Consider the following 20194-nt stretch of genomic DNA (forward strand, 5'->3'; position numbering starts at 1 on the left):
GGCCAAGGGCAAAAGTTAAAACAAAAATGAAAGCAGAAAATTTGAGTATTAGCGGTAGTTCTGTACAGACGAAATTGGCAAGTGGAGGAAAGCGAAATTGACAAGTTCCAGAAACGGAGGAGGTTTGGGGTGAAAGAAAAGATTATGATAAGCTCAGCGCGAATTCGATTTCTGTGGCGAGGTTATTTATGCTGGATTCATTTAAAACATTACATACACTGACCGTTAATGGCAAAACTTATTACTACCATAGTCTTTCAGCAGCAGAAGAAGCAGGGCTTTCAAATATTCATTCCTTACCGTATTCACTAAAAATTCTTCTAGAAAATCAATTACGTCACGAAGACGGCCAAACAGTTACCCATGACCATATCAAAGCTTTCGCGCATTGGCTGCAAGAAAAGCACTCCGACCGAGAAATTGCCTATCGGCCCGCTAGAGTATTGATGCAAGACTTTACTGGCGTTCCTGCCGTTGTGGACTTAGCCGCCATGCGCGATGCTATGGCAGCCATGAAAGGTGATCCAGCTAAAATTAATCCCCGCTGTCCCGTGGATCTTATCATTGACCATTCGGTCCAAGTGGATGAATTCGGCAATGAAAAAGCTTTCCTGGATAATGTACATATAGAAATGCAGCGAAATTATGAGCGGTATACATTTTTAAAGTGGGGACAACAATCATTCCGCCATTTCCAATTAGTTCCCCCTGGAACCGGTATCTGCCATCAAGTGAATTTGGAATATTTAGGGCGGGGAGTATGGTCCAGCCCCGTGGGCGATAAACTGTTTGCCTATCCGGACACTGTGGTAGGGACAGACAGTCATACTACTATGATCAATGGCCTGGGAGTTCTCGGATGGGGCGTGGGAGGCATAGAGGCAGAAGCGGCCATGTTAGGTCAACCTATTTCTATGTTAATTCCTGAAGTGATCGGCTTTCGTCTGTTAGGTAAATTACGAGAAGGCGTAACTGCAACTGATCTTGTTTTAACGGTAACTCAAATGTTGCGGCACAAAGGGGTGGTGAGGAAATTTGTGGAGTTTTATGGCCCGGGTCTCGCCGCACTTCCACTCGCCGATCGTGCAACTATTAGCAATATGGCTCCGGAATATGGAGCTACTTGCGGTTTGTTTCCCATCGATGCGGAAACTATTAAATACATGGAATTGACCGGTCGCGATCCTGAAGTCATTGAACTGGTGAAAGCCTATTCTAAAGCACAAAGCACCTGGTATGACGAAAATACGCCGGAACCCTCTTTTAGCGACACGCTCTCCCTAGATCTTTCCATGGTCGAACCAAGCCTGGCAGGTCCCAAGCGGCCGCAAGATGGTGTTGAGCTATCTGCTTTAAAAAAAGCCACCGAAAATTTTGTTACGATGGCTAAACGAGATCAAGAATTAGGCCAAGCATTCAAGAGCACCGATGATATGTATCTCCACCATGGAGATGTAATTATTGCAGCGATTACCAGCTGCACAAATACCTCTAATCCCAGCGTAATGCTTGCTGCAGGCCTTCTGGCCAAAAAAGCTGTGGAAAAAGGCTTACAAAGAAAGCCTTGGGTCAAATCGTCACTGGCCCCGGGATCCAAAGTAGTCACAGATTATTTAAAAAAAACAAGACTAATTAGTTACTTAGAAAAACTTGGGTTTTATTTAGTAGGCTATGGTTGTACCACCTGTATCGGTAACTCTGGGCCGTTGCCTGAAACGATCGCTAAAACGATCACAGAAAATGATTTAATTGTTTCAGCTGTTTTATCGGGCAATCGTAACTTCGAAGGCCGAATCCATCCTTTAGTCAAAGCGAATTGGTTAGCCTCGCCCCCGCTAGTAGTAGCTTTTGCCTTAGCTGGGACTACTCGAATTGATCTTACTAAAGATCCAGTGGGAGTAAATGCTCAGAGCGAGCCTGTTTATTTACATAACATCTGGCCGTCGAATGCAGAAATTGCCAAAGCCGTTCAGCAAGTACGCAAAGAAATGTTTCGTAAAGAATATACGGATGTGTTTAAAGGCCATGGTGAATGGCAACGTATTACTGTGTCTGCTGGCAATACTTTTGAGTGGCAAGGAGATTCTACGTATATAAAAAAACCTCCATTTTTTGAAAATATGAAAATCCAGCCCGAACCTTTAAAAGAAATAAAAGGAGCACGTATTTTAGCGGTTCTCGGTGACAGCGTAACAACAGATCATATCTCTCCCGCAGGTACTATTAAACCAGACAGTCCCGCCGGTAAATATTTAATTGGAAAGGGTATTAGAATTAAAGATTTTAATTCCTACGGTTCTCGTCGGGGAAATCATGAAGTGATGATGCGAGGCACCTTTGCCAATATTCGAATTCGAAACGAAATGCTGTCGAACGTAGAGGGTGGGTTTACCAAGCATCTTCCTGATGGTGAGCAATTATCCATTTATGATGCGGCCATGAAATACCGCGATGAAAATATTCCACTGGTAGTAATCGCCGGGAAGGAGTATGGCACAGGCTCTTCTCGTGATTGGGCTGCTAAGGGTCCGCGATTGTTGGGCGTTACAGCTGTTATTGCGGAAAGTTTTGAACGCATCCATCGTTCTAATTTAATCGGCATGGGTGTTTTACCACTCGAATTTAAAAATGGCGCTAACCGTAAAAGCTTAAAATTAGAAGGCAACGAAGTAATTGACATCACGGGCATAGAAAATAATTTACGTCCCAGTAGGTATGTTGTCTTGACGATCAAGCGCAAAAGCGGAATTATTGAAAAAATTTCGCTGCATTGTCGAATCGACACCGAAAATGAATTGGCTTATTACCACCACGGCGGCATTTTACCATTCGTATTACGTCAAATGTTATCGACTACGTAGGATGGATTAGCGCCGCGGGTACGTAATCCACCTTAGAGAATTCTTTCTAATCTTTTGAAATTAATTATAAATTCATTGTCTAATTTCGTAATTTCCTATCGTCGCTAAAATATGTTCAGATAAGAAAAAACAAACAGGAGGAATAGGCATGAAAAGTTGGATAAAGCAGAAAAATCTGACGTTATCGCCTATGTATTTTTGCAAGTAGTGTGGGATTCAAATTCTGAAACGAGCCAAAAATATGGTGTCCCTTTTCTCCCTTCGAGAAGCTCTGGCCGGACATTTACATTTCGACGATTTACGGGCTAATCTGCCAGCAAAACTATCCCTGAAATATGCCATCTGGCAAGGATTTTGTTCGCAATCATCGACAGGATCCTGCGCTGCTGTTTAACAAGACTGTTCGACAGATAGTTGTCATTTAGCTTTTTTAAAAAAGATAAAGACGTCTAGCAAATGAATAATTTCGGCGCTTTTATAAATTTAGCCGTAGGATCTATAACACAAAAAAATTATTTCCATTGGTGGCGCTAATACCATTTCAAAATAATTCGGTTTCTACCCGATACCTTTCAATCTATTTTGCCAACCAAGAGGCATTTTTAGCATCGCTGCAAAATTGGTTAAATTAAATCAAAGCTCTCAATGGCGTTGATTATGGTTTCGACATCCAAATTAACCCTGATAGTTCACAAAAACCCGATGCCTCACAAACCTTAACCGGACTATAATCAGTTATTTAATTTAATTAAAGCAACTCGGGAACACCTGGGTGTTAATACTTATATTTCTGTAACCATTACCACAAATAAAGATTATCTCCAATACTCCAATACATTAATAAATTCGTTTCGGGTGTTCTTCCAGGTGGTTGATTAAAACAATTGCTCCGTACGTAACGGTCCTTGGGATCACACCAGCGATTCTGGAACGCTATCGCATGTGATGCTCCTCCAACAAAGTCCAATTTTCTCAGCCACTCCTAGTATTAATTACGGCGTAGAGGAGATTACTCAACAAGTATTGGATTATGGAGTGCCTGCAAATAAACTCCAAATCGAAATTGCGGCCTATGGTTGTGGCTTCTCAGGGGTAGAAAGGGGAAGTTCTTCTCCTATACCGGCTTTGATCAAGCTTGGGTGGGGTCGGAGGGGGTCCTAGTCATTTTCCGGCCCGTTATGTGAATAATCAAGACGGTATGTTGCCTTACAAAATATATCAAGGCCACTTTACAAAGTGAGGAGTTTTACAAAGTGAGGAGAATTATTAGAACTATAACATTACACAAGGCAATCAAATTATTGCTTCTTACGTTTATAGTCCCATCGCGAAGCAGTTTGTGGGGTATGAATCCCTGGATGAATTGAAGTCCCTCCTGCCAATTCATCCATATCCAACACCTCAGAGGCGCTATTTTGTGGTCAATGAATACGGATGCTGCAGCCGATGGTTCCCAAGGAGACAGCTTAGTTAGCGCTTATCGGGAAGGATATTTAGAATAAGGGAATGAGAGGTTTTTTTATTCGCTTTAGGACTATTTTTCTTTTTCTATCTCAATAAATGCTGAAATGCCTAAATAACCCCATCCCTGTTGATTAGACGTTTCAATTCAGTGCCACAGGCCAAAGATTACCAAACCATCATTGGCATTTGGCACATAAAACCGGGATTCTATATTTATTTACCGCAATCCCGTCTCTTTTGATTCACCCAAATCGACTGAAGACCGCCTAGAACAACTGCTCTGTCCGGAAGCGAACGCTACTAAAGATTAAGCTTGGAAAACTGCCCGTTTATTCGGGCTAGCTAGTTTATTCGGGCTAGCTATATTAAAAATCCCTATTCCGATAATTAAATTAAGCCCACCAACACCTTACCTTCAGGTAAATTATCAAGGTTGTAAGGTTGTTCGGAATTTATCAAGATTGTTCGGAATATTTAAGGTTATTGTTATCCCCCCCACTTCAAAAACGGTAATCCTCAATCTCGCTGGAAATTATATGCAACCTACTTATCCCTCAGCAGTAGATATTGCTCCGGATAAAACAATCTCTTTAAAAAATTTAAAAAAAAGAAATTACACCTACGCCAAAGAAGATAAAGTAACCCAGCTCTTGGGGCATAAAAATTTATTCCTAATTTTATTAGCGAGTTTTTTTGGTTTTGGTTTATCCAGCACAAAATTATTATTCAAATTCGGTCCATGGATAAATGGCTATTTTGATGTTAGCCCATATTTTACTCAGTCAGTATTATAACCATACTGTTGTGGGTTGTACATTAGCTATCGGCTCTGCCCTGGTGTTAGATGCTCTTTTCAACCACACAAACAACTTCGTAAAAAATACGAAAATCCCTGGGGTTAATCTTATTTATTTACGAAATTGCGTTGGTTATTAGTGCAGTTTCTGGAAATACCAATCCGCTCCACCCTTTTCCATCCGCTCCACCCTTTTCCGGGAATGTTAGAAAAACAAAAAAATGGAATCGTCAAGAGCGATTTATTTCAGTTTATTCATTTCAGAAGTCGAGCAACAAGTAAAAATAGCTCAAGCTCAACAATCAACCTATACTAATTGATTTTTACGCGGATTGGTGCATTTCCTGCAAACCAAACAGATGGACCAATTCACCTTTGCAAATCCAAGAGTGCAAAAAGCGCTACAACCTTTCCGTTTGTTGCGCGCAGATGTCACGCACAACAATTTAGAAAATCAATTAGTGGAAAGACACTTTGGAGTCATTGCCCCATCCACACTGTCCTATTTCTTAATGTCAATGGTAAGGAGATCTCTAACTCACATATTGTGTAGGTGAGATATCGGCTTCAAAATTTTTAAATCATTTAAATAAAGTTAAAAATGAAAGTTAAAAATGAGAGCTCTAGCGTTACCGAATTCTTGAGAAAAAAACGAAAAAGAAAATAGTAAAGATCTCGGACAATTCCTTTCGCCTTATGTAGTCCTTATCATGAGGATCTTTGCTTTTGGGCGGTATGGGATCATTGTAGGACACGTGCATTTATTTAAAAATAGGACAAAAAATAGGACAAAACTGATCCTAATGTGAGTATTTTATGATCAAATAATCTCTAAAAAGTCGATATCTTGCCGAGATCTGTAGCGAATAAGTCGATAACTTTCAATTCTAGACAATCAAGGCCGAGTAAGGCAGAATTACCGACACAGTTATTTCTCGTAAAAAGCGGGATAGTGATTTGGTAAAAGTATGCTGACAGATTACAAGGAACTTCTTCGTGGACATACGTAAAATTAAAAAACTCATCGAATTGATCAATGAAACAGGCGTAGGAGAAATCGAAGTAAAATCCGGCGAAGAATCGGTGCGCATCAGTCAATTTCCTCAACAACAATCTTCTATCGATCCTCCTCCCACCACGCCTACTGTGCTAGCGGGTTCACCGGCACCCTCTGCTAGATCTATTTCTACTCAACCAGAAGCGAAGAAAGAAGCTCCTGTCGTAGGGACCTTAAGAAGTCACTTTTTAAAATCTCCTATGTTAGGGACGATCTATTTATCACCAACCCCTGGAGCTAAGCCTTTCGTAGAGGTTGGACAGCGGGTTTCTATAGGCGACACCGTGTGCCTTATTGAAGCAATGAAGATGTTTAATAAAATTGAAGCTGACAAAAGTGGTGTCATTAGCGCTCGCCTCGTCGAAAATGAACAGCCGGTGGAGTTTGATCAACCACTCTTTATCATTGAACAAGACTAGACGGGGGTATCTTCATGTTTAAAAAAGTATTAATCGCTAACCGTGGCGAAATTGCCTTACGCATTCACCGAGCCTGTAAAGAAATGGGTATCCAAACAGTAGCCGTTTATTCTATTGCCGATCAAAATCTCATGCACGTACGATTGGCTGATGAAGCGGTTTGTATTGGACCGTCCAATAGTACTAATAGCTATTTGAGTATTCCGGCCGTTATTTCAGCCGCTGAAATCGTTCATGCTGATGCCATCCATCCAGGCTATGGCTTCCTTGCGGAAAATCCAAATTTTGCTGAGCAAGTGGAAAAAAGTGAATTTACGTTTATTGGGCCTTCCCATGACACTATCCACCTTATGGGAAATAAAGTCTCAGCCATTAAAGCGATGAAAGAAGTCGGTCTTCCTTGCATTCCTGGCTCCGATGGTGCCCTAACTAAGGACAACGATGCCAATATAGCAATTGCCCGCCGCATTGCTTATCCCGTTTTAATTAAGGCCGCGGGAGGCGGTGGCGGTCGAGGGATGCGCGTAGTTCGTCAAGAAGTGGATTTATTAAATTTCATCGCTTTGACGCGAACAGAAGCAGTCGCTGCTTTCGGCACGGATGAAATTTACATGGAAAAATACCTTGAAAATCCCCGGCACATCGAAATCCAAGTGCTGGGAGATGGTAAAGGGAATGCTATTCATCTGGGAGAACGCGACTGTTCCATGCAACGCCGTCATCAGAAGGTTATTGAAGAGGCTCCAGCCCCAGGTATCACACCGGAACAACGTGCCACTATTGGCGAGCGGTGTGTCCGAGCTTGTATTACTATAGATTATCGAGGTGCCGGAACCTTCGAATTTCTCTATGAAAAAGGCAAATTTTATTTTATCGAAATGAACACACGGGTTCAGGTGGAACACCCCGTTACCGAAATGATTACGGGTATTGATATTGTAAAAGAGCAAATTCGTGTGGCCGCGGGACACCCTTTACGTTACAAACAAAAAGATATTGAAATCAAAGGACACGCGATTGAATGTCGCATCAACGCTGAAGATCCTAAAAATTTTATGCCGTCTCCTGGAGTGGTGACCGCTTATCATGCCCCCGGGGGTTTGGGCGTGCGTATGGATTCTCACCTTTATACCGATTATCAAGTTCCTCCTTATTACGATTCCCTCATCGGCAAATTAATCGCTTACAATGACAATCGTCTCGAAGCTATTGCTCGCATGAAAAATGCCTTAACTGAGTTAGTAATTGAAGGAATAAAAACTAATGTCCCGCTTCATCAGATGATGATGGAGGACGAAGATTTTTATAAGAGAGCACAAAATATCCACTATCTAGAAAAAAATTAGGACTAAAATGAGTTTCCGCTCTAATCCTTCTTAGCTCTTAACGCAGGATGGCTTTCATTTCCGAGCTGAGAAATCTCGTTTTTTAAAGAAATTTCTATTCTCATTTTAGGAAGCCTTAGTTTTAGGAAGCTTAGGTAGTATCTTCAAAAGCGAAAAAGCCCACCCCTGCTTTTGCTTAAAAAAGCAGCACTTAAAAGCCCAGTACTAACCGGGAACAGTTAGATTAATAATTAATCTCATGAAAAATCTCAGGAAAATTCTGAATTCAAAACAATAATCCAAATAAATCGTTAGGATTTCTGCTTTCAGGAACCATATCAAGCATATGCCCAACATGAAAATCTTCTGCGAGACTGTATACCAACCGCAAGATCACATAATCTTCTAAGGCAAATCCCACAGAATCAAAAACAAAAATTTCATCATTTGAAGTGCGTCCTAATTTTTTCCCTTGACTTAACTCCCATAATTCCGCATAAATGTTCGTGGAATTATAATTTTGTATTTCTCCTTCCTCTTTAGATTGCTCGAGGAATTCAATAACTATTTTACTTTGTTCTAGAATTTTGGGATCCAATTCCGTTTTACCTGGGCAATCTCCGCCAATAGCGTTTATGGTCATTCCTGGCTTTATCCATTCTTCTTTTAATATTTTTGATTCTTTTCGAGCAGCTGTAAGAGTGGTAATAAGGGTGGTAATAATATCAGCATTTTTCACACTAGATTCTACATTTTCCTTTTGTTGCAAATCAAAACCATAAGGCAACAAATTTTTTGCAAATTTTCCCATTGCGTTTAGATCGATATCAAAATAATTAATAGTTTGAATATCAAACAGAATTTTGTAGGCAATCACTTGAAATTCCGATTGCGCTCCAGTGCCTATGATGGCGAACGTTCTGGAGTTGGATTTAGCAAGATATTTAGAGGCTAAGGCAGCCGTAGCAGCAGTTCGTAAAGCAGTTAATAGCGTCATCTCGCTTATCATAAGCGGATAGCCTGTTGCCACATCTGCCAGCATCCCAATTCCAACAATTGTTTGTTTATTATCTTGTGGATTATGTGGGTGTCCACTAACATATTTGACGGAATAATAATCCTTCCCCAAAAAAGGCATTAACTCCAGAACTCCTTTCTCTACTGTTGAAGCTACGCGAGGCATCTTTTCAAACTCATCCCAGCAGGAAAACGTCAACTCTAATCTGTCAATCAGCTGCGAAAAAAATTTCTCCAAAGTTATCTTTCGAATTAAATTTTTCACATCATCGAAGGTAATAATCCTAACCATTATTAATCCTGTATGTTTATAGGTACGCAATCAAAAAATTTCTGAATGACTACCTAATGCCATGAGTATATTTTCTTTATCCTTTATGATTTTGGTTTCACGATCATGATATTTTACGGGGATAGTTTTATTGTTCTAACAGATCAACCGCTTTCTTAAGTTCTTCTAATAAAATGAATTTCTTATGCCGTCATTTTTTAAGACATTTTTTAAAACGTTTTGGTTTTCTCTAATTTTAGCATTAGAGATCATCAAGCTGATGATTGAATTCAGTTAAGGTCTCTATATCATAGATCGGATATCTACGATGGCTTGATTCAGCAGTTTATTCTCCTTACGAGGCACAGCGCTCATCAAAGCTAACCGGGCATAGCAGCTGGCTGAGAGACTCATCTCTCTAGCTCTTGCTTTGATCATCTTAATTTAATTTCTCATCTACGGTTATTTGAATCTTATAACTCATAATATTAATATCAGCTCCAAATCTCGTAACAATTATGATTCATTATGACTCATTTGTCAAGGCATGGTGGTGAAAGGAGGTGCTACTGAAACATCAAATCCATTTCATATTTCTTTCACAATGATCTTGCAGATTCTTCAAGAAGAAAAACATAGAGCCGCTATTTATTGATTGTACTCCAGACTGATCAACCATGAACATTTTACTTATTTGAATTTCTTGCTTATCAAAAGATTACACTCTATTTAGAGACCTAATTTGTCTTTGGGAAATACCCATATTCAGGGATAGGCCAAAAACTGTAGAATAATAAGTTGGAAAAAACACAACATTTAATTGGAGCTCAGAAGTAAGGGGATATGAACTAGATGTCCAAGGCATCGTTAATAATACTAATTATTTTCATTATTTTGATCACGCTAGAATTAAATTCCTTCTTTCAAAAGGAATTGACTCGAGTGAATGGCGCAAAAAGGGCTTTGATCTTGTTTTAATTCATGTCGATATGGCAATAAAGGCCTCTCTTCGAGCATACGATAAATTCCATGTTATCTTAACAGCAGAACTTTTAAAAAAATTACGGATCCTATTCCATCAAAAAATTTTTTATACCTCAGGCGGAAAAGCTGATAGCCGAAGCAAGAAACACAGTTGTCTCATCTCAAATAAAACCTTTCCTCCTACTCGTTTCCTAAAGAATTAGAAATATTATTATTCCTATACGATAAACTTAATATATATAAAATATATATATAAAAGGTATCTATTCATCCATCTAATATCCTTACAGCGAAATTTAAGATCACTATTTTTCTTTGAAAGAATATAATTACAATGTAGTTGATTCGCAGTATTTCAACCTCCGCCAGCGGAAATAACCCGCAATTGCCATGCCGAGGTAAATTACCAATAGAATTCTATGGGCGGGAATACCTTTATAGAAATACAGTCCTACGTACAAAGCATCAACGACAAACCATAAAAACCAGGTCTCAATCATCTTTTTACAAATCATCCATTGAGCGATTAAGCTGAGTATTGTGGTGATCGCGTCAATATACGGAACTTGGGAATTCGTGAAATGCTTCAACAATTCAGCGGTTATCAACATACCGAAAAATGCTACAATACTTAAAATCAACGCCAAAGGGACCGTAAGGTTCGTTATCGCTAAAGTTTCAGCTCCTTTATTTCGAGTCCATTGATACCAACCATAAAACATCGATAGAAAGTAAATCCCAGTCAAGGTCATATCACCGTAAATTCCCGTTAAACCATACAACACAATATTAATTGTTGTGGCTACGGCGCCGAGCGGCCACGCCCATTTATAAGCTTTGACATAAAAAACTGTAGAAAATAAGGAAAAAACAGAGCCCGAAATATCCAAGGCATGTAAAAGAAAATGCATGGAGGCAAGATACGGTGGTACTTTTGCTTTGTCAAGAATAGGATCCGTACCGATACAACAGAACTTTCTTGTAAATTGCGATCAATGAGACACCCGATTTATCCAAACTTTCTGGTTAGGGAACCGCTAGTTTTGAGTAGCGATCCAATCTCTTGGCACCAAGTAATATTCCAACAGTTTGACTTCAGACACTACCTGGTTCCGGCTGCTAATCGGGACCCCACGCTACCAGCAGTGGTAGCGACATTAATATCAATTTTGTTCTTCCACCAAACTCTAAACCGAAACGAGTGCCTCGATCATACAATAAATTAAATTCCACATAGCGGCCACGACGATAAATTTAGAATTCGCGTTCACATTCGCGCCATATGGATATTCTTTTCGCCTCTTAACAATAGGTAAATAAGCTTGTAAAAAACTATTTCTTAGAAATTTAATAAATTCAAAAGTACGCTTAAATCCCCACTTGTTTAAATCATCAAAAAATATTCCCCCTATACCGCGCTACTCTTTTCGATCTTTAAGATAAAAATAATCATTAAACGCTGCAAATTGAAAAAAATTTCTTTACTAAAAGAATCACAAGCTTGTTTGGCTACAAGGTGCCAATAATAACCAACAGTCTTCTTCAAATCCGTAATAAAGTGTTAAATCGTATCCGCCACTGAACCACCATACCGGTGCACAATCCTCTAGTTCTGTAATAAAAAATTGAAAATTAGCGTGAGTGCTAGGCACATATGGATTTTTAACGTGAATAACTAAAGAAATTCCTTCCGCGTTAAAATAAGAATCCTTTAATTCTAGATGTTTTTGAGTAGTTGCAGCGGGTAAATTGCCGTAGACATGGGAAAAATTAACACCGCCTTGCTCAATCACAGAACCGTCTCTCAAAAGCCGATTTCCCCCCTTGGTTTTTCCCACAATACTTATTGAAATTGAGCTTCGCCTCCATCTTCTTTTTCAAGAATCTGACAAATTTCATCCTGAAAGTTCCGCAAATAAATTTTAACTTCTGCTATTTTGCGTTCCTATTCTTTGAAATATTTCATTTAAAATTATTTTTACCATTTAATTATTACGTTTCCTTGGTTGATTTGACTCAGACCTTTTTAAAAAAGATTTTTCTCTGTCTGTGACAGTTACTTATGTTCCTCAAGCGTGAGGAACAAGGGTAAAACGAGGGCTAATATCTTTGTTTTAATATAAAAATCACACATTTCCGCAATATGGTGGCGATAATACGCCCCACCATACCAGATAAACCGCTCTACTAAATTGTCAGCTTCCACATCATTCATTCCATCTCCAATATGAGCAATGCGAGGATGATTCTTTCTTAAATTTTCAATTATTTCGTGTTTCTCCAGTCGATAAGTCATCGGAAAGTTTTCTTCGTAGCCATCAAATTGCTTTTCTTTTTTAAAATACACATCAACTACAAAAACGTGTGAGATAGAAATTCCTAGACATTTGCAAAAAGCTTCAACCGCCCTTTTAATTCCAGCTGAAACAACATACACGGATTTATCCCTATTTTGAAAAGTGGATATCACTTTCTCAGCATCTGGGGTTAAATTAACATAATTTAAATTAACATAATACTAATCTTCTAAACGAGCCACTTGCTCAGCTATAGGTCGGACAAAATCTAAGAGCCTACGATAAATATCGGCGGTAATTCCTTTGAGATTCATCTCTGTTTCTGTTAACAATTGGACATCAGAATCAACGTGATTGCTTGCTACTAAATAGTTCCTCAATGTGACTTAACGTGCCATCACAATCGAAGATCATCACAATCGAAGATAATACATCAAGCAGTTCTGTTAATTGTCAAATGGCGGGAAGCATTTTTCTTACTCTACCTTTTGGTAGAGCATTTATTGTATACTACTTACTACGTTTGACAAACAATAAGGACGTGATCAACAGTGCTGCCCGCTAGACTTCCCAAACCTCCTTTATATTCGCCACCGCGGCAGCAGCTGTGGGAGTCGGAAATATTTGGCGCTTCCCTTATTTAGCTGGACAAAAGGGCGGTAGCTTCTTTTTTTATATCTATCTTTTTTATATCTTTGTTTTGTAATTTTGTTAGGCATTCCTTTCAATGATCTCGAAAGTTTTATCGGGTCCCGTAGGACGCGGTAATCCAGCACTAGCCTTTACGAAATGTATCTTTTAAAATAAAATGGAGATTGTATTAGAAATTATTAGGTAGGTCTACTAAATAATAGCCGATTTTTTAATTTTAACCTACTAAGTCGCTATTTCAGCCTAGGTGTTAGATTACTTCATACGTGGTATCCTGGAAAAATTTCAAAATACCAAAGAACTTGTAGCTATTAATAATTTCAAGAATCTAAAAGACACCCATAGCAAATGTTTGTAAGTGACCATCATCATCGTCATAGCGACAATGTCCGTTATTATTTTAGAAATATAAAGCGGGAGGCTTGAACATACAGTGAAATTCAAGTTTCTCGCCTTAATTCCTTAATTATATAATATGTTAATTTTAGATATGTTAATTTTAGTGATTTATGGAAACTACCACTGGATATTTCCATCAGGCAGTTATTTTCTTCTTAAACAGAATTTTTAAAAAGTCACCGCCCGAGTTGCTTTATTGGCGTTAGGTCAGGCATTTTTTATACTTGAACATTGTCATAAGCATTATTATTATTATTTATTATTATTATTATTATTTTTCTTGCCTATTTATCGAAAAATATCTCCGTCATTAATTCTGTTCTTTCCGTTTCTTTCGCTGATACAGCTATTGCGCTATTATAGCAGGGTTAGTTATTTTTCTTATTATATTTTCGAATCACCTCATATTTGAGTTGAGGCTCAAGTTTAATTTTTCGTACCTTACCTTTGGTTTTCAGTCATATTCAGTTAGGAAATATTTTCAGTGCGTTATTTTTTCTTTTATTATTATAATTATTTATATCTTTTATCTCTACCATCTCTTTATTAGAACCGGCCGTTGCTTGGCTTATAGAAAATCATGGATTTTCACGTAAGCGCGCTATCACACTCTTAGGGTTCGTCTCTTGAATATTGAGTTTTGATACGATTTTTTCTTTCAATCACCCAGAGTATTTTTCATCTTTTCAATGTGACCTTCTTTCAAAGAATTGACTTCCTCACTTCCGATATCATATCCCCGCTAGTGGGCTCTTAATTGCTATTTTCACAAACTTGGGCTACGCTGCCAAGCACGTTTAATTTAACAAATTATGGGTTTGGAATCCTACGAATTTTTGGTTTCGTTGTTGGCGATGGAGTAAACGGTATTTCACGCCCGTTGCCATTGGCTTAATTCTATTAATGTCGTTAAGAATTTTATAATAGTCTATAAAATACTTTTACTTTTATTAGATAATATATCCCCTCGTGGTATTGGGCAATTTGATCACCCAAAATATTTGTTATTAACTGAGTGTTCCTATCTCGATCCAATCTTGGTTCGATCATTTAATTTTCATAATATGTTCTCCTGAAAGTATTAAAATAGTGCATTTCGTAAGAACGGGCATTAACAATATTCCAGTTTCATAATTGACTTCTCCTGTTTTTCCTCTGTTGAAGACGCCAAGAGCAAAGGCAAATCCCGTAAAAGAATTTGTAATTACCGGCATGATATTAGCCAGTCGTCATATTCATTTAGTACTAGATTATAATTAACATTTGGATGGTGACGATAAAGTTATTACTCATCAGGTCGAAAAAAATAAGAAACGTTTTTCGGGGTTTGAATTGGCTGATAAAACTATAGGTATTATCGGCTTAGCTAAAATTGAGGTTCAAGTGGCTAATACTGCTATTCGATTAGGAATGAACACCGTCAGTTATGATCCAGAGATAACGGTCCAGAATACTTGGGAATTGTCTGCCGATGTTATTTAAGCGGAATCAATATGAGATGTTCTACAAAAAGTGATTTCGTTACCGTGCACATTCCATTAACTTCACATACCCACCACCTTATCAATAAAAAAACCATCGCTCAAATGAAAAATAATGTCGTGCTCCTTAATTTCGCACGTGCTGAAATTGTAGATAATGAACCTTTATTAAAAGCATTATCTGATAATAAAATTAGAAATTATGTCTGTGATTTTCCTAGTGTATTATTTAAGAAATATTTCCAAGTAATCTACCTACCTCATCTTGGTACCTCTATCAAAGAAGCTGAAGAAAATTGAGTCATAATGATTTCTGACCAAATTAAGGATTATTGGGAAAATGGCTATATTCGACATTCCCTTAATTTCCCAACGGTAAAGCTCGAACAGACAGAGGGATATCGAATTGCCACCGCTAATAAAAATATTCCCAATATAGTTACCCAAATTTCCACTCTTTTATCTCAGGCTGATATCAATATTATTAATGTGATTAATAAATCTCGCGAGGAAATTACTTATACTATGATGGATGTTAACGCCAAAATTAACGAAATATTATTAAGGTTGCTTTATACAGGTTTCCCTTCGGCGATAAAATAGTTCTAAATTAAAGATAAAAAACTATTCGTCTTCCAAATAAGACTTAACCCATCGTTAAGTATCAAGAAATATTATTGGCCAAAAATCTCTGGTTTTACTTATTTTTAGTTTTAATTGAGGTTAAATTTTTTATACTTTCTGTTAAGAAAATGAATGCAGAGGAATATTAAAATGCCATCTGATACCCAAGAACGTCTTATTTCAACTTCTAATTATGGCAGTGTCGTTTCGGAAAGCGAGCGAATAAAAATTGCTGTTAATGATGAAATTACCATCGTGCATAAGTCCGACCTGTATGGTGACTGGAATATTGAAACTGTTGATTCCGAAAATTACTAGGGAAATGAGATTCAACTTTCAGTTTCAAGCTAAAATGATCGAATTTTTCGTTATATTTCCAATAAGATTACCGATACACTCAATAATATAACAAAATCTAGTAAGGCTCTAGCGGAAATGTATGTCAGCCGTTTAGCATTGTTAGAAGCCGTGCGCCGAGCTAGTTCAAGGGTGAAAATCTCAAACCCAATCCTATTTTCGCAAGAGAAACACAGATTCTCTAAAAAAGAGAGACTTACATCCGCGCATATTATGTTAGAAAGCATTTTTAAACTTCTCGGTGCTGCTTTTCTAGTCATTTATATTTATCAATCCGTTGTTGGTCTGTTGACTGAGACAATATGGATAAACCTTTGGAATATCCTTAGTAGTTGCTATTGATGAGCGAAGCTCTTGTGCCTTTAATCAGTCGATATCTGGTTCCCATTCAATTTAAATACGCCAACCGAACATTCGGGTGGGGCCCTACTTAATGAGGAAGAGTTAAATCGTTTATATTGGGATTCGGAAGCTATTAACATTTTTTACAAGAAAAAGTTAGTTTTACAGTCGATTTTCGAAATCTACCGGAGCAAGATAATTCAATCCAATGCCCTAGTGCCTATATGGCAACAAACTTCAGCTAAATTATCCACAGCAACGAGAAGAAAAAAATATTAAGTGTCCTCGCCACAGAGCTTTTCGATGCTTCTGCGCTAGCCACAGTTTTATTTGGTAATTTCACTTTGGGTTTTGATCCGCTTTAGAAGTTCGAATAGGTATTCTGGCTTTATCGGTTATGGTGGGAGCTGCGGGTGGTCTTTGTCTCAAAGGCTTAGCTTCTCGCTAATGTCACTAATCAGGCGCTAACCATTGGGGATGCCCAAGAATGGTTTCAATCGGTGGGTAGTCAATCGGGCGTGTCCCCTCTAAAGCGCACAGCAAATTGATGAGAGCGGCATTCAAGCATTTTTTTATTGTGGAGGGCAAGCTTACCTCTATTATTTGTACTCGCGCACAGTTTTTCAGTAGCAACTTCGGACGTGAGCTTGTTCATCAAAGGACTGCTTAGTATTTTTGTGATAGTAGGCGCTGCCTGGAAAACCAGGCATTTTGATATTCAAAAGATACGCGAAGCAATTACTAATTCTCAAAGTCATCTTTTTGATACACAAAATGCTTCTGATTCATGGGCAATCAAAGTCGTGAAATGGCTCACCGGAATTCTTGGAGCAAGTATTCATCCTAATAAACTCTGAATAAACTCTGAAAAGTGTTCACCCTGGATACTTTTTATGATTTGGGATTTTTCTTTCTAGCATTTGAAAGCCTACAAAACCTTTACACCCATGGCATTCTGCCTCGTTTTGCCGAAAGCGAATCTTCCCTTTCAACCCTATATCAAAATGCTAGAAGATGTATTTTTGAAATCGGATTTCACCATGGCGCTTTTATCCCTGGTTATTACAATTCTACAAACGCACCAATGTCACAAGACAGCAACGACGTATCTCAAAGAATTTTTTAAAGAATCGCGACCAAGATACTCAATTAGAAGAAAGAACTGAGAACTAACGAAGAGAGTTCTTTTCAATTTACTTATAATATGAGATAACTTTTTCCACCAATTCAGGCTCAAGAACGGTTTTAACAAAGGGTATAGTCAATTTACGTTTGGCAATCAACGAGGCCTGATCTAATTTATCCAATAAATTAAATAATAACGACATATCGCGTGGGTAGTGACGCAATAAAAATTGACCAACTTCATCAGACAATTCAAAACCGCGATCATGTGCACGCATTTGTAATGCTTTTATCTTTTCCGTATCACTTAAACCAACTACCTGAAAAACTAAATCCCAGGATAAACGCGAACGTAAATCGGCTAATTGGCAATTTAATTGCGGAGGAATATCCTTGCCTGCAATAATTAATTTTGACTCAGTGCTCTCGCGCGCCCGATTGTAAAAATGCAAAAGTGCTTCTTCCCAATCTTTTTGATTTAATACTGCGTCAATATCGTCGATACAAATGAGATGCTTTGTCTCCATAGCATGCAAAATTGCTGGTGTAAGTTGCGATATCCGCAAAGGTAAATACATGGTTTCGAGCGCACGACTATTCATTTCATGACAACAAGCTTGTAGCAAGTGAGTTCGGCCAACGCCTGGCTCTCCCCATAAATAAGCGAATGATTCCCCTTTATTTTCCAATAATTCGTTTAGTGCATGTAGGACCGTTTCGTTTTTACCCGGATAAAAATTAGCGAAAGTAGTTTCTTCTCGTAAATTAATTCGTAAGGGTAATTGATCTAACATTGCTAATGAAAAGGAGAAAAGTTTATTATCGTCCAAGAGTCGGAAACCGGCTGACTTGCTTTCCATCGATAAAATAAATTAGCCGCCTCTAAACCTGGTTGAGAGGAAGCACCTTCTGCGATAAGATGAGAAGTGGATTTTAGAGCTTTCACTAAATCCTCTAAATTGCCCGACGTTTTAATTTTGAGTAAAAGCATATCGGCATTCATGTCGCTGACCGATACTTTCATTACGGGTGATAAATGCTTTAAAAGCGATACCACGTGAACATAATCATTCAGAGTTTGAACGCCGGTCACTTCCATAGTAATCAGATTCTCCATGCCCTTACCATCAACAAAAGTAGCAAATTGATTCGCCATCATATCTGCCGCACGGTCGATACCATTCGTGATAACTTGAGTAACATCGGTGCCTGTTGTTTGCCATTCGTAAGGGGTACCGTTTAAAAATAACTGCCATTCTCCTTGAAGCTGGCCATTAGCGTCTACAACCACTGCACCTGCTAGAATAGAATTGACACCGTAGCGCTGCGAAATTATTTGTAATTGAGGATTGGAAAGCAAAGTAGAGGTAGATTGGGCCACACTGGTCTGGTCTTCCAGATCCATTGCCGGAAAAATAATAGGAAGACCCCGCAAAAATGCGACCTGCTTTATCGTGCGAATCGTTGGATTCTGGCTCTCACTGGCAAGTGTTTCGGATTGAGAACCATTGGGAACGGAAACCCAGACTATTGTCAAAGGTCGGCGAGCGCTCCAAATCGCTTGGTTCGCATTCTCCAGAAAATGCTTCATGGCCCGTTTATCGAACACAACCCGCAATAGTAGCTGCTGCCCACCCTTTTCGTCGGCTTTAGTCAGATAGCTATATTTTTCAACATAGTTATTGATTTTAGGCAATACATCTTGAATGACCGGTAAAGTCATTATCCCCACATTACCACTCATTCGAACCAGCACTTGTTCAAGAGCTTGCGGCAAACTTTTCTGGAACGTTTGGTGGGATTGATCACTAACGGCAATCGTTGCAATGCTGATATCACGAACCTCAATGGCCATCCCCTTATCTGTAAATAAGAGTACTACAAGTAGAACAAGTACAATCTTTGTTTTCCGAATAGCTATCATATAGTAATCTTGTAGTAATCTTGTGATTTAAAATTTTTCCAAAAGAAAAAATTTTTCCAAAAGAAAATTATACGATTTCTCCCTTCTATTTGTCTGCATTCTTTTGCTATCCTTTTCCCAATGTCAGAATCTAAAAAATCCTTGTCTTACTCCGATACCGGTGTGTATATCAAAAAAACGAACTTATTTGTAAATTCGACAAACCTATTGTTAAACGCACTCATCAGCCAGGTGTTTTAAGCGGCATATGGAGATTTGGCGGCTTATTCAAATTATTGAGTGGGTTATGAGAGCGTCCCTCCCGTCCTCGTTTCAAGGCAGATGGCATAGGAACAAATCGGGAAATGGTAGCAACTTGCAATCCATTATTGATGCAATATAAAACACGGTTTAGCAGTGGAAATACGAGGCATTATTAGTAACCATGCGGATGCGTACGGGCTGGAACGCCCTAAAAAATATCATATTCCCATAGAGGTTTCCTACAGAGGTTATTCCTCATAGCGACTTTGCCAAGTGTAGCAGTTTTGATCAGACTCTCCGGAAGGCTATTGATAAATATCAACTCAAATTAATTGTATTAACGGAGTTCATGAGAAAACTGAGCAGGAATTTTGTAAATTATTATGAAAGGACAGATGGTCAATATCGATCCATCCCTCCTTCCCAAATATCCCGGGCCTTGATACCCATGCACGCGTGCTCGGCGGCAGGTGATAGCGAACATGGCGTCAGTGTTCATTACGCAACGAAACGGGTAGACGGGGGGATTCATTATTTGCCACGCTAAGCTTTCGGCC

At 38.6% G+C, this 20194-nt stretch carries 20 protein-coding genes and 1 pseudogene; 13 read left to right on the forward strand and 8 right to left on the reverse strand.

The features are described 5' to 3' along the window. The first annotated feature begins 188 nt into the window (after nucleotides 1–188). From acnA to accC, 6 genes are all read left to right on the forward strand, one after another. Entirely contained in the window at nucleotides 189–2861 is a 2673-nt protein-coding gene (acnA, locus tag MRH55_RS00205) for an aconitate hydratase AcnA (protein WP_304985540.1), read from the forward strand. A 945-nt stretch (nucleotides 2862–3806) separates the two neighbouring features. Then, the gene (locus tag MRH55_RS00210; RefSeq protein ID WP_304985541.1) at nucleotides 3807–4022 is read left to right on the forward strand and encodes a hypothetical protein; all 216 of its coding nucleotides are present in this window, start codon (nucleotides 3807–3809) and stop codon (nucleotides 4020–4022) included. 839 nt (nucleotides 4023–4861) lie between these two features. Beyond that, on the forward strand, nucleotides 4862–5119 hold the full coding sequence (locus MRH55_RS00215) for a hypothetical protein (protein WP_304985542.1): 258 nt from the start codon (nucleotides 4862–4864) through the stop codon (nucleotides 5117–5119). A 317-nt stretch (nucleotides 5120–5436) separates the two neighbouring features. Next, nucleotides 5437–5571 (forward strand): thioredoxin domain-containing protein, encoded by a 135-nt coding sequence (locus tag MRH55_RS07395; RefSeq protein ID WP_369421563.1) that lies wholly within the window; start codon nucleotides 5437–5439, stop codon nucleotides 5569–5571. Nucleotides 5572–6117: 546 nt separating this feature from the next. Next, on the forward strand, nucleotides 6118–6597 hold the full coding sequence (gene accB, locus MRH55_RS00220; protein ID WP_304985543.1) for an acetyl-CoA carboxylase biotin carboxyl carrier protein: 480 nt from the start codon (nucleotides 6118–6120) through the stop codon (nucleotides 6595–6597). Nucleotides 6598–6611: 14 nt separating this feature from the next. Then, nucleotides 6612–7943, forward strand: a complete 1332-nt coding sequence (accC, locus tag MRH55_RS00225) for an acetyl-CoA carboxylase biotin carboxylase subunit (protein WP_304985544.1) — start codon at nucleotides 6612–6614, stop codon at nucleotides 7941–7943. A 265-nt stretch (nucleotides 7944–8208) separates the two neighbouring features. Here accC and ocd read toward each other — a convergent pair whose 3' ends face one another. Further along, complete coding sequence (gene ocd / locus MRH55_RS00230) at nucleotides 8209–9231, reverse strand: ornithine cyclodeaminase (protein WP_304985545.1); 1023 nt, start codon at nucleotides 9229–9231, stop codon at nucleotides 8209–8211. An 842-nt stretch (nucleotides 9232–10073) separates the two neighbouring features. On the opposite strand from ocd, the gene MRH55_RS07400 reads away from it, so the two are divergent. Beyond that, on the forward strand, nucleotides 10074–10397 hold the full coding sequence (locus MRH55_RS07400) for an acyl-CoA thioesterase (RefSeq protein ID WP_369421565.1): 324 nt from the start codon (nucleotides 10074–10076) through the stop codon (nucleotides 10395–10397). 126 nt (nucleotides 10398–10523) lie between these two features. On the opposite strand, the gene pnuC is transcribed toward MRH55_RS07400, so the two are convergent. The 5 genes and pseudogenes from pnuC to MRH55_RS00255 all read right to left on the reverse strand — a co-directional run bounded on the left by pnuC (nucleotide 10524) and on the right by MRH55_RS00255 (nucleotide 12871). After that, nucleotides 10524–11105, reverse strand: a complete 582-nt coding sequence (gene pnuC / locus MRH55_RS00235) for a nicotinamide riboside transporter PnuC (protein WP_304985546.1) — start codon at nucleotides 11103–11105, stop codon at nucleotides 10524–10526. Between the two features lie 208 nt (nucleotides 11106–11313). Beyond that, nucleotides 11314–11427 carry a coproporphyrinogen III oxidase gene (locus MRH55_RS00240; protein WP_304985547.1) on the reverse strand — a complete coding sequence of 38 codons (114 nt, stop codon included), beginning with the start codon at nucleotides 11425–11427 and terminating at the stop codon, nucleotides 11314–11316. After that, nucleotides 11382–12032 (reverse strand): annotated as a pseudogene (locus MRH55_RS00245) (coproporphyrinogen III oxidase). Before MRH55_RS00245 ends, MRH55_RS00240 begins: the two are co-directional and overlap by 46 nt. 218 nt (nucleotides 12033–12250) lie before the next feature. After that, entirely contained in the window at nucleotides 12251–12631 is a 381-nt protein-coding gene (locus MRH55_RS00250) for an HAD family hydrolase (protein WP_304985548.1), read from the reverse strand. Nucleotides 12632–12712: 81 nt separating this feature from the next. Then, a complete protein-coding gene (locus MRH55_RS00255) occupies nucleotides 12713–12871 on the reverse strand; it encodes an HAD family hydrolase (RefSeq protein ID WP_304985549.1) in 159 nt (52 codons plus the stop codon). Nucleotides 12872–13098: 227 nt separating this feature from the next. Here MRH55_RS00255 and MRH55_RS07405 point away from each other — a divergent pair, with 227 nt between their 5' ends. From MRH55_RS07405 to MRH55_RS00275, 5 genes are all read left to right on the forward strand, one after another. Further along, a complete protein-coding gene (locus MRH55_RS07405; RefSeq protein ID WP_369421209.1) occupies nucleotides 13099–13197 on the forward strand; it encodes a hypothetical protein in 99 nt (32 codons plus the stop codon). A gap of 1607 nt (nucleotides 13198–14804) precedes the next feature. Further along, nucleotides 14805–15023 carry an NAD(P)-dependent oxidoreductase gene (locus tag MRH55_RS00260; protein ID WP_304985550.1) on the forward strand — a complete coding sequence of 73 codons (219 nt, stop codon included), beginning with the start codon at nucleotides 14805–14807 and terminating at the stop codon, nucleotides 15021–15023. A gap of 11 nt (nucleotides 15024–15034) precedes the next feature. Beyond that, nucleotides 15035–15322, forward strand: a complete 288-nt coding sequence (locus tag MRH55_RS00265) for an NAD(P)-dependent oxidoreductase (RefSeq protein ID WP_304985551.1) — start codon at nucleotides 15035–15037, stop codon at nucleotides 15320–15322. A 6-nt stretch (nucleotides 15323–15328) separates the two neighbouring features. Continuing rightward, nucleotides 15329–15625, forward strand: a complete 297-nt coding sequence (locus tag MRH55_RS00270) for an ACT domain-containing protein (protein ID WP_304985552.1) — start codon at nucleotides 15329–15331, stop codon at nucleotides 15623–15625. Between the two features lie 171 nt (nucleotides 15626–15796). Next, the gene (locus tag MRH55_RS00275) at nucleotides 15797–15964 is read left to right on the forward strand and encodes a hypothetical protein (protein ID WP_304985553.1); all 168 of its coding nucleotides are present in this window, start codon (nucleotides 15797–15799) and stop codon (nucleotides 15962–15964) included. Between the two features lie 1574 nt (nucleotides 15965–17538). Here the strand turns inward: MRH55_RS00275 and hda are convergent. Beyond that, the gene (hda, locus tag MRH55_RS00280) at nucleotides 17539–18264 is read right to left on the reverse strand and encodes a DnaA regulatory inactivator Hda (RefSeq protein WP_304985554.1); all 726 of its coding nucleotides are present in this window, start codon (nucleotides 18262–18264) and stop codon (nucleotides 17539–17541) included. 2 nt (nucleotides 18265–18266) lie between these two features. Continuing rightward, nucleotides 18267–19325, reverse strand: coding sequence for a DUF2066 domain-containing protein (locus tag MRH55_RS00285; protein WP_304985555.1), 1059 nt, complete (start codon nucleotides 19323–19325; stop codon nucleotides 18267–18269). 562 nt (nucleotides 19326–19887) lie between these two features. Here MRH55_RS00285 and MRH55_RS00290 point away from each other — a divergent pair. Next, nucleotides 19888–20184, forward strand: coding sequence for a formyltransferase family protein (locus tag MRH55_RS00290; protein ID WP_304986175.1), 297 nt, complete (start codon nucleotides 19888–19890; stop codon nucleotides 20182–20184). Nucleotides 20185–20194: the final 10 nt, after the last annotated feature.

It is taken from the genome of Coxiella-like endosymbiont, from assembly GCF_030643785.1.
Taxonomy (GTDB): Bacteria; Pseudomonadota; Gammaproteobacteria; order Coxiellales; family Coxiellaceae; genus Coxiella.

Bases quoted from the DNA above. Each gene is read 5' to 3' on its own strand.
- acnA (WP_304985540.1), top strand. From the start codon at position 189: ATGCTGGATTCATTTAAAACATTACATACACTGACCGTTAATGGCAAA.
- MRH55_RS00210 (WP_304985541.1), top strand. From the start codon at position 3,807: ATGCTCCTCCAACAAAGTCCAATTTTCTCAGCCACTCCTAGTATTAAT.
- MRH55_RS00215 (WP_304985542.1), top strand. From the start codon at position 4,862: ATGCAACCTACTTATCCCTCAGCAGTAGATATTGCTCCGGATAAAACA.
- accC (WP_304985544.1), top strand. From the start codon at position 6,612: ATGTTTAAAAAAGTATTAATCGCTAACCGTGGCGAAATTGCCTTACGC.
- ocd (WP_304985545.1), bottom strand. From the start codon at position 9,231: ATGGTTAGGATTATTACCTTCGATGATGTGAAAAATTTAATTCGAAAG.
- pnuC (WP_304985546.1), bottom strand. From the start codon at position 11,105: ATGCATTTTCTTTTACATGCCTTGGATATTTCGGGCTCTGTTTTTTCC.
- MRH55_RS00265 (WP_304985551.1), top strand. From the start codon at position 15,035: ATGAGATGTTCTACAAAAAGTGATTTCGTTACCGTGCACATTCCATTA.
- MRH55_RS00270 (WP_304985552.1), top strand. From the start codon at position 15,329: ATGATTTCTGACCAAATTAAGGATTATTGGGAAAATGGCTATATTCGA.
- MRH55_RS00275 (WP_304985553.1), top strand. From the start codon at position 15,797: ATGCCATCTGATACCCAAGAACGTCTTATTTCAACTTCTAATTATGGC.
- hda (WP_304985554.1), bottom strand. From the start codon at position 18,264: ATGTTAGATCAATTACCCTTACGAATTAATTTACGAGAAGAAACTACT.
- MRH55_RS00285 (WP_304985555.1), bottom strand. From the start codon at position 19,325: ATGGCCATTGAGGTTCGTGATATCAGCATTGCAACGATTGCCGTTAGT.